This is a genomic window from Photobacterium sp. SKA34 (assembly GCF_000153325.1).
Lineage (GTDB): Bacteria > Pseudomonadota > Gammaproteobacteria > Enterobacterales > Vibrionaceae > Photobacterium.
In genome coordinates this window covers 195,512-208,323 of sequence record NZ_CH724142.1, presented here as the reverse complement: position 1 = coordinate 208,323, position 12,812 = coordinate 195,512, and the positions used below count along the sequence as shown (strand labels likewise).

The window sequence follows — 12,812 nt, the reverse complement described above, 5'->3', positions numbered from 1 at the left end:
AATGGAGGCGCGTCCCGGAGTCGAACCGAGGTCCACGGATTTGCAATCCGCTGCATAGCCACTCTGCCAACGCGCCAACTTTGTTTCTGAAGAAGTTAACTTTTCCAGAATCTTTTGTCCTTTACGAGTCACCTCGTTGTGGTACGTGGTGTAATTTACTGATTTTACAGAATCAGTCAACGAAAAATTATGACTTTTTATTTAATTGGTCACTTTCCATTACATCAACCTATATTTCAGCCCGTAAATGATCAAAAACCAGACAATCTTTAATTATTAACTTTGTCTCATTTACGAAATAAGAAATCGTGATAATGAAGACTCAAAATCTTGATAAGTGAATTCGTTTAATTTTTCTACAGCGCCATCGATTCGACGACAATAAATACTAGGCATTCTTAATCCATTGAACCAATTAAGCTTCACCATGGTATAACCCGCGCTATCTGCTATGTGTAATTTCTGCCCAATAGCTAATGGCTGTTCAAAATTCGCCACACAGAATTGATCGCCTGCTAAACAAGAACAACTACCAATCACATATTGATGGTTCCCCTTTTCAGATGCTTCACTAATTGTGGCAGGTTCATTATAAATTAAAGTATCGAGTCGATGCGCTTCTGTTGCGCTATCTACAATCGCTGTTTTAATACCATTTTCGACAATATCAACCACGGTCACCGCTAAGTCAGTAGTTTGAGTAATAATTGCTTCACCAGGCTCTAGATATAATTGCACATCAAATCGCTCTGCAAATATTTTTAAAGCCGCAGCCAACTTTTCTAACTCGTAATCCGGCCAAGTGAAGAAAACACCGCCACCTAAACTCACCCAATCAAGTTTTTCCAAATAACGCCCGAAACGTTCTGATATAGAATCTAATAACGCAATAAACGCATCTGCACTTTTATTTTCACAGTTCATATGAAACATCGCGCCATCGAGATCATCAAACAGTTCATCTATTAATAGGTTTTCTTGCACTCCTAAACGCGAATATTGACGAGCAGGATCAGCTAAATCTTGCCCTGCACAACTTATACCCGGATTTAAACGAAGACCAACTGACGCCTTGCCGTCAGCCAAATGGCGATTGGCTTGCAATTGAGAAACAGAGTTAAAAATGATTTTATTACAGTACTGTAGGACCTCTTCTACATCTTCTTGGCTATATCCAACGCTATAAGCATGAGTTTCACCACCAAATTTTTCAGCACCTAACCTGACTTCAAATGGCCCACTACTGGTTGTGCCGTCAAGATATGGCTTCATGACATCAAACACGCCCCATGTTGAAAAACACTTCAACGCGAGTACCAGTTTTACACCAGATAATTGTTTTAACTTTTTGGCTTGCTCTAAATTATTGATCAGCTTCTGCTCATCAATCATGAAATATGGCGTTTTCAATGCGGCTTACTCTTTTATATAAATAACAAAGCGAGCTTGCTTCTACATACAAGCTCGCTTAAATAGATGTGTCTTATTTCAAGATTTGAATATCAGGCTGACCCACTGGCAATTCTTGTACATGCCAATCTAAACCGATTGTTGGCATTGTCGCTAAGAATGGGTCTGGGTCTAGCTGCTCCATATTAAACACACCTTTATCCGCCCATTTACCATTAAAGAACTGTAATGCGGCAGTAATAGCAGGAACACCTGTTGTGTATGAAATTGCTTGATGCTCTACATCTTCATACGCCACTTCATGATCAGCGTTGTTGTAAATAAACACACTGCGTTCTTTGCCGTCTTTTTTACCTTGTACCCAAGTACCGATACAGGTTTTTCCCGTGTAACCCGGCGCTAATGATGTTGGATCAGGTAATAACGCTTTTAAAACATGCAGTGGTTGTACGACAGTTCCATCATGAAGCGTTAGTGGATCTGGACTTAATAAGCCAATATCACGCATACAGTTAAAATAGTTCAGGTATGCATCACCAAAACCCATCCAAAACTCAATACGTTTTGCTGGAATAAACTCCTGCATAGAGCGCACTTCATCATGTGCCATAGAATAAACTTTATGCTTACCTACTAACGGGAAATCAAATTCAAGCATACGGCTATGACAGCCCACTTGTTTCCATTCACCATTTTCCCAATAGAAAGAATCGCCTTGGATTTCCAACATATTGGTTTCGGGATCAAAGTTAGTCGCAAACTTCTTACCGTGATCACCTGCGTTTACATCCATTACATCAATGGTGTCTATTTCATCAAACAAATGCTTTACTGCATAAGCAGCAAAAACACTCACTACACCAGGATCAAACCCCGCACCTAAAATCCCTGTAATACCTGCCTGCTTGAATTTCTCACGGTAACCCCATTGCCAATCATAAGCTTGAGGTACTTGCTGACCTTCAGAGCATAAATCAACAGCAACAGAAGTATCGAGATAAGAAACTTTCGCTTGGTAGCACGCTTCCATTATCGCCATATTGACCCAAGGAGGCCCTGCATTAATTACCAAGTCGGGTTTCACGTCTTCAATTAAAGCAACTAATGCATCAACATCGTCTGCATTGACAGCACGTGCTTGAATTGTCTTCGTCGGATCTTTTAGATTATTTTTCTTATCAATTGAGCTAATAATCTTTTCACATTTACTGATTGTACGAGAAGCTAATGTAATATCGCCGAGCACATCATTATTCTGAGCCGCTTTATGTGCGACAACCCAGCCAACACCACCAGCACCAATTTGTAAAATAGCCATTATTTATTTCCTTCTAAATTCATTTATCTGTGTGGTTGTCTTACTGAGTTGAAGACAATAGCGATTGGCCTAATTGAGAAACTTTATTCAATAAGGTTTTGAAATCGTGAATAGTTAAACACGGGTTTAAAATCGTGAACTTCAATGCCACTTTCTCGTCAACAACAGTTTCACCCAGTACTGCTTGTCCTTGCACTAAGGCATCTATACGCAATTGTTTATTCAGTTGATTAAGTTGCTGCTCAGTTAAGTTTGCTCCTTCACCTACAAAACGGAATAGTACCGTTGATAAAGCAGGATCGGCTAATAACTCATATTGCGATTGTTGATTAACTAAATCAGCGACATGTTGCGTTTGATTAATAAGATGATCGTACATTTCACCTAATGCATCAGCGCCAACACTTTGCATCGTCATTAACACTTTTAAAGCATCAAAACGCTTAGTTGTCGCTATTGATTTATCCACTAAATTTGGCAGTAAATCATCTTCACGGTTAAGATAATCTGCATGGTGGAGCAGATACTTAAAGTGTGCTTTATCTTTCACCAACACTGCACCACAGCTAATCGGTTGAAAGAAAAGCTTATGAAAATCAACGCTTAAAGAATCAGCTTTTTCAATACCATGCAAACGACTTTGATGACGACTTAAAATGAGTGCGCCACCGTATGCACCATCAACATGGAACCAAAGATTGTGACGAGCGGAAATATCTGCCAATCCTGTAAGATCATCAATTGCACCGTGGTCTGTTGTACCTGCTGTTCCAACAACTGCAAACGGAATAAGGTCATCTGCTTTTAATGCTTCAATCGTGGTAATCAATGATGCTAATTGAATAGTGCCATCAGGATTAGTATCAACACAGACTACAGATTGTTCACCAAGTCCCATCAACGACGCTGATTTTTGCACGGTGAAATGGGATTTTTTAGAGCATAATATACGTAGTTTATCCGCGTATGATGGCAAACCTTGTTGCTGAATATTATGACCAGAGATAGTGTCGGCAGCCCAGTCACGTGCTAACAATAGTCCCATCAGATTACTTTGCGTTCCCCCACTGGTAAACACACCATCTGCTTGTTGGCCTAATTGATAAACATCGCACAACCAATCAATGATTTTCTGTTCAACAAACGTTGCTGCACTGGCCTGATCCCATGAATCCATTGACTGATTCAATGCGGCAATAAAAGCTTCTGCAGCAATAGCAGGAACAAGTGGCGGGGTATGCAAATGCGCAATACAGTGTGGATGTTGCACCATAATTGAGTGCTTCGCGATAAGATCGCCTGTTTGCTCAATCACGGCATCAAGTGAGGACTGCGGCCGATTTAAATCAATACCATTTATTAGCGTTTTTAGTAATTGAGGATCCATCCCCGAATAAGGCTGATTAGTTTGTTCAAAGACTTTTTTCAGTACTTGAGTCGTTTGATTCAGCGCCGTTTCAAAGCTCTCAGAGCCACCTTTACCCGTTTGAATAAAGTAATCTTTCCAATTAACTTTATGATCCGACTCTAAAACCAATCCTTGTTCAATCGGTTCAACATGAACCTCAATAGCCTCTTTAATCGTATTAATAACAAAATCAAGCTGTTCGAAACTAATAATAAGAGGCGGTAAAAAACGTAATACAGAGCCTTGACGTCCACCTTTTTCAATAATCAAACCACGCTCTAATGCAGAGCGTTGAATCGCAGCGGTTAACTCAGGAGCGGCGATCGGCTCATCAAACTTATTCTTACTACCATCGGATTGAACAATTTCGATGCCCAACATTAAGCCTTTACCGCGTACTTCAGCAATACAGCTAGTTTGTGCTGCCACTTTTTCTAAACCACGACGCAGATACATACCCGCTTTTTGAGCATGCTCAACTAAACCGTCTCGTTCAATAATTTCTAACGTTTTAGCCCCTGTTGCCATTGCTAACTGGTTGCCACGAAATGTGCCGGTATGCTCTCCAGGATTCCAATTATCAATCTCTTTATTAAAAACAAGGACTGACATTGGCAAACCACCGCCTACAGCTTTTGATAAACAAAGAATGTCTGGCGTGATCCCTGATTCTTCAAACGCAAAATTATGACCCGTTTTACCAATACCACATTGGATCTCATCAAAGATAAGTAGAATGCCATGCTCTTGCGTTATTCGACGTAATTCTCGCAGCCAAAAAGCAGGCGCAGGAATAACTCCACCCTCACCTTGAACAGGTTCTACAATGATGGCAGCAGGTTTTTGAACTCCACTTTCATCGTCACTCAGCATGCGTTCGATATAACGTAAGCTTTGTTTTGCGCCGTCATCACCAGACAAACCATACGGACAGCGCAATGAATATGGGAATGGCAAGAAATGTACATCAGCCATTAACCCTTGACGGCGAGATTTAGTGTTTAAATTTCCCATCATCGCCATCGTGCCATTTGTCATTCCATGATAAGCACCATGAAAAGCTGCCATGGTATTTCTACCTGTCGTTTGTTTGGCAAGTTTAATCGCAGCTTCTACGGCATCAGCCCCTGTTGGGCCACAAAATTGCACACAGGCATTATTTGCAAACGACTCGGGTAAAAAGCTCAACAATTGCTTAATAAATTTATCTTTAGCAACCGTTGTTATATCAAGGGTTTGATATGGTAGGCCTGATTCTAATTGTTCAACAATTGACTTATTAATTTCTGGGTGATTATAGCCAAGTGCTAACGTTCCCGCCCCAGCTAAACAATCAATAAACAATTGCCCACGGGTATCTTCAACTAATACACCTGCCGCTTTCGCTATTGCTAAAGGTAAACGTCTTGGGTATGAGCGTACATCCGATTCGTAGTGCTCTTGGCTTAATAACAATTCATCAAGAGTTAAGTCATATAAACCATTAACAACAGGTACTGTTGTTGATAGATCAGTGTCGCCAAAATTAAAAAGTGTAGACATATTTCGTTCCTGTCATCACTTAGCTTTTGCACAATAAACGTAACAAAAGATAAGTAAAAACCATATTAATAACGATATAAATACCGAGTTAAGATATTTTTAAATATAAAATCATACTAAAAATACAAATGTGCAGAAGCAATAAGCATTTGCAACAACATGCAATTCAAGGTTTAGTGTGATTTTCGATCTGGAACGATCAAGGCTCCGTAATAATACGGTATTTCGGTAAATGAAAACCAAAATGAAATGAAAGTGATAATAGATCCACTGTTGGGTTCCTTAAATATGTGTTAGCTATTACAAAACTGAACACCGTATAAATTCCCTTCTATTTATGCAAATAAGCACAAATACCTACTGCGTAATTGCTAAGTGAACTACGTTATTATCTTACTCAAGCTAAGACGGGGCAAAAATACCACAATCTATTAATAAAAAACAACATTGAAAAATAAAAAGATACAAACTTTTACAAATCACCACTCTCGAAAATTTAGCCATAACTCAACGACTACGAGAGTTAAAACAGCCTTTAACATTACAATAAAATAACTCAATTTACAGCCAAGCGATAACTGCTGTAGCAAATAGTCCAATAAGCCCCAGTAAACTCACCGCGAAAAAGATACTGCGTAATACTTTTAAATTAAAGTAATAACACAACATATGCCCTATTCGTACGAATAAATAAACCACAGCGAAGCCATTAATCCAGTGAGCAATCGGCTGAGAAAATAATGGAAAAAGAACGAATAAAATAAAGATCCCAAGGCTTTCATTGCTATTAGCTAATGCTCTATTAGCACGGAATAAAAAGTGTTCATGGTTAGCTTCAATAGTAAAACCAGGGGCGTGCTTTTGCACTAAGAATAACAATATCTAATACGACTAATTGCAATAGTAACAACAATCCCAAAGAGCCAATAACCCAAATTGTCATTTTATAGGGAAGCAAAAACTCGATTGAATAGTCCTTTTTTATTCATTCTCGGTTTGCCACACCTCATAATGGCGTTCAACATTTGAAGTGACTCTCCCCCATTCAGATGCTTTGACTCGCCTTTGGTGATGTTCGAACGCAGTATTACTAGAAAACTCTTCGTAAACATCAAAATAACAAAGAGAATGAGAACGTTGATGAACATTAAACACTAAACAACCAGATTCTTTCTTCGTTAATTCGACATGCTTCTCAAGTGCTTTGCTAACAAAATTAAGTTCTTCTTCAGGAACGACAATAAATCCTTTTAATATCACTTTTCCCATATTTTCAATTTCCTCAATAATCTGGAATGTTCTGCTTAATATCTACTTTAAAAAGAGATTCAATCGGCTTATCAACAAAATAAGCCCATACATGATCAAAAACATGGTGCTGATTGGGAAATGGCGTTAGTGCTTTTGCTTCTTCTAATGTGCACCATTGATAATCTGTATGTTCGTGATTAAGTGTTACGGCTTGATTTGGAGGGCACATCACCACAAAAACCGGAATAATTTGCAGCACATTAACGTTGGCTTCAAAAAACTGCTGCAAATACTCAGCGTTATAAAGATCTACCACTTCAATTTGGGTCTCTTCTTTAAACTCACGGACAATGGCTTGCCAACCCGTTTCATTACCTTCGATAGACCCACCAACATGGCACCAATATCCACCTTTCACGCGCTTCATTAGTAGCATTTTCATCACGCCATCAATTTCTGATAACGCAACGCCCGCTACAATCGAAGAATCAATCGGGATCATCATCACTCCTTAATTTGTTGATCACTACCCTTTTCTAGTTATACACGAATACTTATAAAAAAAACGGCTGCACATTGAGCCGTTTGGTCATTATAGAAAATTAAAATAGATATTCGTCCATATAATTTCTGTCAGCCATATGCGTAAAAATAGTAAATAAAATATCCTATTGTACAGAGCCCTGCTAATATAAACAAAAATCATTCTCAATTGGTAAGGCATGAATAACGAAGTAAAAGTAAGAAACAGCGAAATCATCACAACCAATATGCAACGAATTACTTTACAAGGAGAGTGCTTATCTGCATTTTCTAAGAATAGTGCAGGAAACTATATAAAATTACTTTTTGCTGAAAATGGCAGTACTGATATTAGTCTTGTGCCGAAAGGGCAACGACCAGTGATGCGTACCTATACGATTAGAAAATATATTCCGGAAGAAAATAGTATTGAAGTCGATTTTGTTCGTCATAATACAGATCAAGGCGATCACAGCTATGCGGCTAAATGGGCGAAGCAAGCATCATTAGGCGATAAAATTAGTCTATTAGGCCCAGGGGAAATTAAAGACCTCAATCATGATGCAGATTGGTTTTTTATGGTTGCCGATATGACTGCCTTACCATCATTGACGACAAAAATACAAAGGCTGCCAATAAATGCGAAGGGATACGCCGTTATTCAAGTTATTGATAAAGAGGATATACAGGAATTATCTAAGCCTAAAAATATTGAAGTGATATGGATAACAGCCTCTGATTCGCTAACAGATACTGTAACGTCATTACCTTGGAAAGATGGCAAGGTTTCTGTTTGGTCAGCCTGTGAATTCGATACCATGCGTCAATTACGACAATATTTTCGTAATGAGAAAAACGTTGAAAAAGAGTTCATTTACATAAGCAGTTATTGGAAAAACGGTGTGTCAGAAGATGGTCACAAAGACATTAAACGTCGGGATGCAGCGAACATATGAAAAGTATTAAGCACTTTTGTAAGTCGTAAATGGTATAGACGTTTTTTATAGCTGTTAACTCGACTAATAAATAAAATCTTCTGATAACAGAGGCGTTCATGACAGCTCAGAAAACTAAAAGTTAAGCACCTGAAAATGGAACGCTATTACGGACAGGGTGTATATCACGAAGAATATCGTGACATTGAATGCGAACTTACGTTTAAACCAAGATAACAACATGCAGGTTATATACTTTCAACAAGAAAGAGTAATAAGTCTGCATGTCCAACATTAATGAGTATTATCTTTTATACACAGATTAGGATCTAACGCTTGCTTATCCAGTGCTGGAAAATTAGGAACTTGCACCCCCCTTTTTCTTTCTTTGAGTATTCTTGAGCATATTCCATTGCACTGATCCCTCATCCTTAATCGTTTGATTTTCACTCAATATAACTAAGAGAGGGTGTCTTAAGAAATACTAGAAGTATAAAAAAAGGCCTGATTAATCAGACCTTTTTTAAAAATATGGCTTACTAGTGATTTTCTGCGTTAAGCAAATCACCTTTGGCTGCCTTTAAATATTGCACCATTGACCAGTACGTTAATACCATTGCAACATACAAAGATACATAACCTAACCATACAACGTATTCATGCGGATGCCATAACAACAATAATAGAGCAAACATCTGAGAGGCAGTCTTCACTTTCCCTACCCAAGAAACAGCTACGCTTGCACGTTTACCAATTTCAGCCATCCATTCACGTAGTGCTGAAATAATAATTTCACGACCAATCATAGTGACAGCAGGGATCGTAACCCATACTGAATGATAATGCTCAACCACGAGTACTAAGGCCGTTGCTACCATGAGTTTATCAGCAACAGGATCGATAAAAGCACCAAACCGAGTTGTTTGATTTAATTTACGAGCAAGGTAGCCATCGAACCAATCGGTGACACCCGCGACCCAAAAAATGAACGCTGTTGCAAAAGCAGACCACTCGTACGGCACATAAAAGGCAATAACAAAAAATGGGATAAGAATGAGCCGGACGAAACTTAAGATGTTAGGTATTGATAAACGCATAATATTATTCTTATGTTCAAAATCAGAGTTTAATCTACTCCCCTAGCCTACTCCAAAGTCTGCTTAGGTGCGAATTTATCAGTAAATTAAACCAAAAAAGTGCAGCGAACTAATTATGTTGCAATGCATCGACTATTTTTTCTGCTAAAGCAGGACTAATACCAGGTACTTTAGCAATTTCTTCTTTATTTGCTTTCTTCAGCTCTTGCATACCACCCATATATTTGAGCAACGCTTGACGTCGTTTAGGCCCAATACCTTCTACATCTTCAAGACTACTACGCTTACGAACTTTTGCACGTTGGGCGCGGTGACCACTAATAGCATGGTTATGACTTTCATCACGAATATGCTGGATCAGATGCAACGCTGGTGAATCACTTGGCATAGAAAACTCTTCGCCTGTAACAAATATGAGCGTTTCTAAACCAGGCTTACGTGTAGTGCCTTTTGCCACACCAACAAGCAAAGGTCGTTTTGGCCAATCAGCAATATACGGCTTCACTACATCATACGCTGTTGATAACTGACCTCTACCGCCATCTATGAAAATTATGTCTGGAATTTTATCTAATTCCATATTTTTGCTATAACGACGTTCCAAAACTTGTGCCATTGCTGCGTAATCATCACCACCAGTAATACCCGTTATATTATAACGACGATATTCTTGCTTTAATGGCCCTTCCTGATTAAACACAACACATGAGGCAACCGTTTTTTCCCCCATCGTATGGCTAATATCAAAACATTCCATACGTGAAATCGGCTTTAAGTTTAAAGCTTGTTGAAGCGCAAAGAAACGCTCTTGTATCGTTAGACGGTGATTAATTTTGCTCGTCAGTGCGGTTTCTGCATTCGTCTTTGCCAATTTTAAATACTGCGCACGAGTTCCTCGTGAATTGTATTTAAAAGTGATAGTGCGCCCAGCCATTTCCGTTAACGCTTTAGCAATGGTTTCACCTTCTTCTCCCAGCGTTTCACTTAATAAAATAACGCTCGGGATCACTCGACCTTCTACTTGGTTAAAATAATATTGAGTAACAAACCCTGAGAGAACTTCTGTTAACGTTGCATCAATTGGCACTTTAGGAAAATAACTGCGGCTACCTAAGATCTTACCTTGACGAATATATAACCCATGGATACATGCAAGCCCATTACTGTGTGCAATACCAATGACATCAATATCATCTTCATTGTCTTGACTTACAAACTGCTGTTCTTGTATACGCCTTAGTGCTTGAATTTGATCGCGATATCGTGCCGCTTGCTCAAACTCTAACGCTTGGCTAGCTTGCTCCATTTTCTTAACCATAATGCTAATCACTTGGCGATCTTTACCCTGTAAAAATAATCGCACCAATTGCACTTGTTGTTGATAGTCATCATCGCTGATCAACCCTTCTACACAAGGCCCAGAGCAACGCCCAATTTGATACATCAAACATGGACGACTTCGGTTAGCATATACTGAGTCTTCACACTGACGAACCGGAAAAATTTTTTGTATGAGATGCAAACTTTCGCGAACTGCACCAACATCAGGATATGGACCAAAGTATTCACCTTTGCGACGTTTAACACCACGGTGAATCGACAAGCGTGGATGTTTGCTGGCACTTAGAAGAATATAAGGATAAGACTTATCATCACGCAGTAATACATTATATTTAGGTAAATACTGCTTGATGTAGTTATGTTCAAGGATAAGCGCTTCAGTTTCAGTATGGGTTACCGTCACATCCACATTGCAGATATTTTTAACTAAGGCACGTGTTTTTTCACCCGCAACATTAGTTCGAAAATAGCTAGAAAGGCGTTTTTTTAAATCTTTTGCTTTACCGACGTAAATAACCACACCAGCGGCGTCATACATTCGATAAACGCCTGGCTGGTGTGTTACTGTTTTTAGAAAAGCTTGAGAATCAAAACTTTTTTCTGTTGGAACATCTGACACTATAAGGTCTCTGTATCAAGCATTCCGTGTCGAATGGCAAGATGCGTTAATTCAACATCACCACTAATATCCAGTTTGTTAAACAAACGATAGCGATAACTATTAACGGTTTTCGGACTCAAATTTAATTGCTCCGAAATATCTGTTACCTTTTGCCCTTTCGTGATCATCATCATTATCTGAAGTTCGCGCTCAGAAAGCTCTTTAAAAGGATTCTCAGAATTTGAAGCAAATTGGCTTAACGCCATCTGCTGCGCAATTTCAGGTGAAATGTAACGCTGGCCACTGTTTACCATTCTTATCGCATTAACCATTTCATCAGGTCCCGCTCCCTTCGTTAAGTAGCCCGCAGCACCTGCTTGCATTACTTTTGTTGGAAATGGGTTTTCGGTATGAATCGTTAAAACAATAATTTTTACATCGGGATTGAATCGTAAAATCTTACGGGTCGCTTCAAGTCCACCAATACCAGGCATATTCATGTCCATAAGAATGATATCGGCATGATTGCTACGGCACCATTTTACGGCTTCCTCACCACTGATGGCTTCCCCTACCACTTTAATACCACGGACATCTTCAAGAAGACGTCGAATCCCTGTGCGAACCAGTTCGTGATCATCTACAAGGAATACATTTATCAAGCTGTATCTCCAATGATTTGGCTCTGCACCCAGCCAGAATGGCAGGATAGCTACTACTACATAATTCTACCTTAACTTGATACCTCACCAAATGCTGATTCTGTGTATCAGCGCAAAGTTTAGTGTTAAGTTAAAGCTTGACAATACGTTGTTTTATTACACGCTTCAAAATAAAGGTGCGCCTCAATTATTTCCTATTTAGAAAAAAAAATAAAGCGAAAAATATAATATTTCCAATTAGTTATAATTATCAATCAAATAACAATTTGTTACATCAGTTATAATTTATAAAGTTTAGATCTAACACTAGATTTGTCATGCTTTTTGCTGTATTGACTATATGAGTGTAATTGATTATGTGATTTTTTTTACTTAAATTGAAAAAAAAGCGCAAAAAAACACCAAAAATGAATACACTCCGACCTATTAAACCTCTCTGACTCAAGTTTTCACATTATTGTTTCCAAACCCCCCTATAAAAACAAAGAACGCGTACTAAAAATCGAGTTTTATCAGCTCTATAACATATTGAAAAATTTAATAAAACCATATCAAACACCGACTAAATTTTAGTTTTTAATATTAATTTAAATAAAGTCGTTCATTCTTTAGACGTCTAGATGTAAAGCATTCCCTTCGCTTACTTAATAGAGTATTATGTGCGCCGCTTTTGGTTCTACTCTTTTTTCGATATATCGAACTCAGAAATTAGGCCGCCACCGCTC

At 38.6% G+C, this 12,812-nt stretch carries 10 protein-coding genes and 1 tRNA gene; 1 reads left to right on the top strand and 10 read right to left on the bottom strand.

Annotated elements, in window-relative coordinates:
* Positions 1-2: 2 nt before the first annotated feature.
* The 7 genes from SKA34_RS09890 to SKA34_RS09860 all read right to left on the bottom strand — a co-directional run bounded on the left by SKA34_RS09890 (position 3) and on the right by SKA34_RS09860 (position 7,431).
* Positions 3-76, bottom strand: a tRNA-Cys gene (locus SKA34_RS09890).
* A gap of 215 nt (positions 77-291) precedes the next feature.
* Positions 292-1,410, bottom strand: coding sequence for a carboxynorspermidine decarboxylase (gene nspC, locus SKA34_RS09885; protein WP_255348828.1), 1,119 nt, complete (start codon positions 1,408-1,410; stop codon positions 292-294).
* Positions 1,411-1,483: 73 nt separating this feature from the next.
* The gene (locus SKA34_RS09880; protein WP_006645385.1) at positions 1,484-2,728 is read right to left on the bottom strand and encodes a carboxynorspermidine synthase; all 1,245 of its coding nucleotides are present in this window, start codon (positions 2,726-2,728) and stop codon (positions 1,484-1,486) included.
* Positions 2,729-2,768: 40 nt separating this feature from the next.
* Positions 2,769-5,678, bottom strand: coding sequence for a pyridoxal phosphate-dependent class III aminotransferase (locus tag SKA34_RS09875; protein WP_006645384.1), 2,910 nt, complete (start codon positions 5,676-5,678; stop codon positions 2,769-2,771).
* 561 nt (positions 5,679-6,239) lie between these two features.
* On the bottom strand, positions 6,240-6,545 hold the full coding sequence (locus SKA34_RS09870) for an MAPEG family protein (protein ID WP_006645383.1): 306 nt from the start codon (positions 6,543-6,545) through the stop codon (positions 6,240-6,242).
* 114 nt (positions 6,546-6,659) lie between these two features.
* A complete protein-coding gene (locus tag SKA34_RS09865; RefSeq protein WP_006645382.1) occupies positions 6,660-6,947 on the bottom strand; it encodes a putative quinol monooxygenase in 288 nt (95 codons plus the stop codon).
* 13 nt (positions 6,948-6,960) lie between these two features.
* The gene (locus SKA34_RS09860) at positions 6,961-7,431 is read right to left on the bottom strand and encodes an NUDIX pyrophosphatase (RefSeq protein ID WP_006645381.1); all 471 of its coding nucleotides are present in this window, start codon (positions 7,429-7,431) and stop codon (positions 6,961-6,963) included.
* 220 nt (positions 7,432-7,651) lie between these two features.
* Between SKA34_RS09860 and SKA34_RS09855 the strand changes: the two genes are divergently transcribed.
* Positions 7,652-8,407, top strand: coding sequence for a siderophore-interacting protein (locus tag SKA34_RS09855; protein WP_006645380.1), 756 nt, complete (start codon positions 7,652-7,654; stop codon positions 8,405-8,407).
* 518 nt (positions 8,408-8,925) lie between these two features.
* Here SKA34_RS09855 and pgsA read toward each other — a convergent pair.
* The 3 genes from pgsA to uvrY form a co-directional block, all read right to left on the bottom strand.
* Complete coding sequence (pgsA, locus tag SKA34_RS09850) at positions 8,926-9,483, bottom strand: CDP-diacylglycerol--glycerol-3-phosphate 3-phosphatidyltransferase (protein ID WP_006645379.1); 558 nt, start codon at positions 9,481-9,483, stop codon at positions 8,926-8,928.
* A 109-nt stretch (positions 9,484-9,592) separates the two neighbouring features.
* Positions 9,593-11,443 carry an excinuclease ABC subunit UvrC gene (gene uvrC / locus SKA34_RS09845; protein ID WP_083784385.1) on the bottom strand — a complete coding sequence of 617 codons (1,851 nt, stop codon included), beginning with the start codon at positions 11,441-11,443 and terminating at the stop codon, positions 9,593-9,595.
* Positions 11,443-12,087 carry a UvrY/SirA/GacA family response regulator transcription factor gene (gene uvrY, locus SKA34_RS09840; RefSeq protein WP_005368391.1) on the bottom strand — a complete coding sequence of 215 codons (645 nt, stop codon included), beginning with the start codon at positions 12,085-12,087 and terminating at the stop codon, positions 11,443-11,445. The genes uvrC and uvrY overlap by 1 nt, the downstream gene beginning before the upstream one ends.
* Positions 12,088-12,812: the final 725 nt, after the last annotated feature.

Bases quoted from the DNA above. Each gene is read 5' to 3' on its own strand.
- SKA34_RS09880 (WP_006645385.1), bottom strand. From the start codon at position 2,728: ATGGCTATTTTACAAATTGGTGCTGGTGGTGTTGGCTGGGTTGTCGCA.
- SKA34_RS09875 (WP_006645384.1), bottom strand. From the start codon at position 5,678: ATGTCTACACTTTTTAATTTTGGCGACACTGATCTATCAACAACAGTA.
- SKA34_RS09865 (WP_006645382.1), bottom strand. From the start codon at position 6,947: ATGGGAAAAGTGATATTAAAAGGATTTATTGTCGTTCCTGAAGAAGAA.
- SKA34_RS09860 (WP_006645381.1), bottom strand. From the start codon at position 7,431: ATGATCCCGATTGATTCTTCGATTGTAGCGGGCGTTGCGTTATCAGAA.
- SKA34_RS09855 (WP_006645380.1), top strand. From the start codon at position 7,652: ATGAATAACGAAGTAAAAGTAAGAAACAGCGAAATCATCACAACCAAT.
- pgsA (WP_006645379.1), bottom strand. From the start codon at position 9,483: ATGCGTTTATCAATACCTAACATCTTAAGTTTCGTCCGGCTCATTCTT.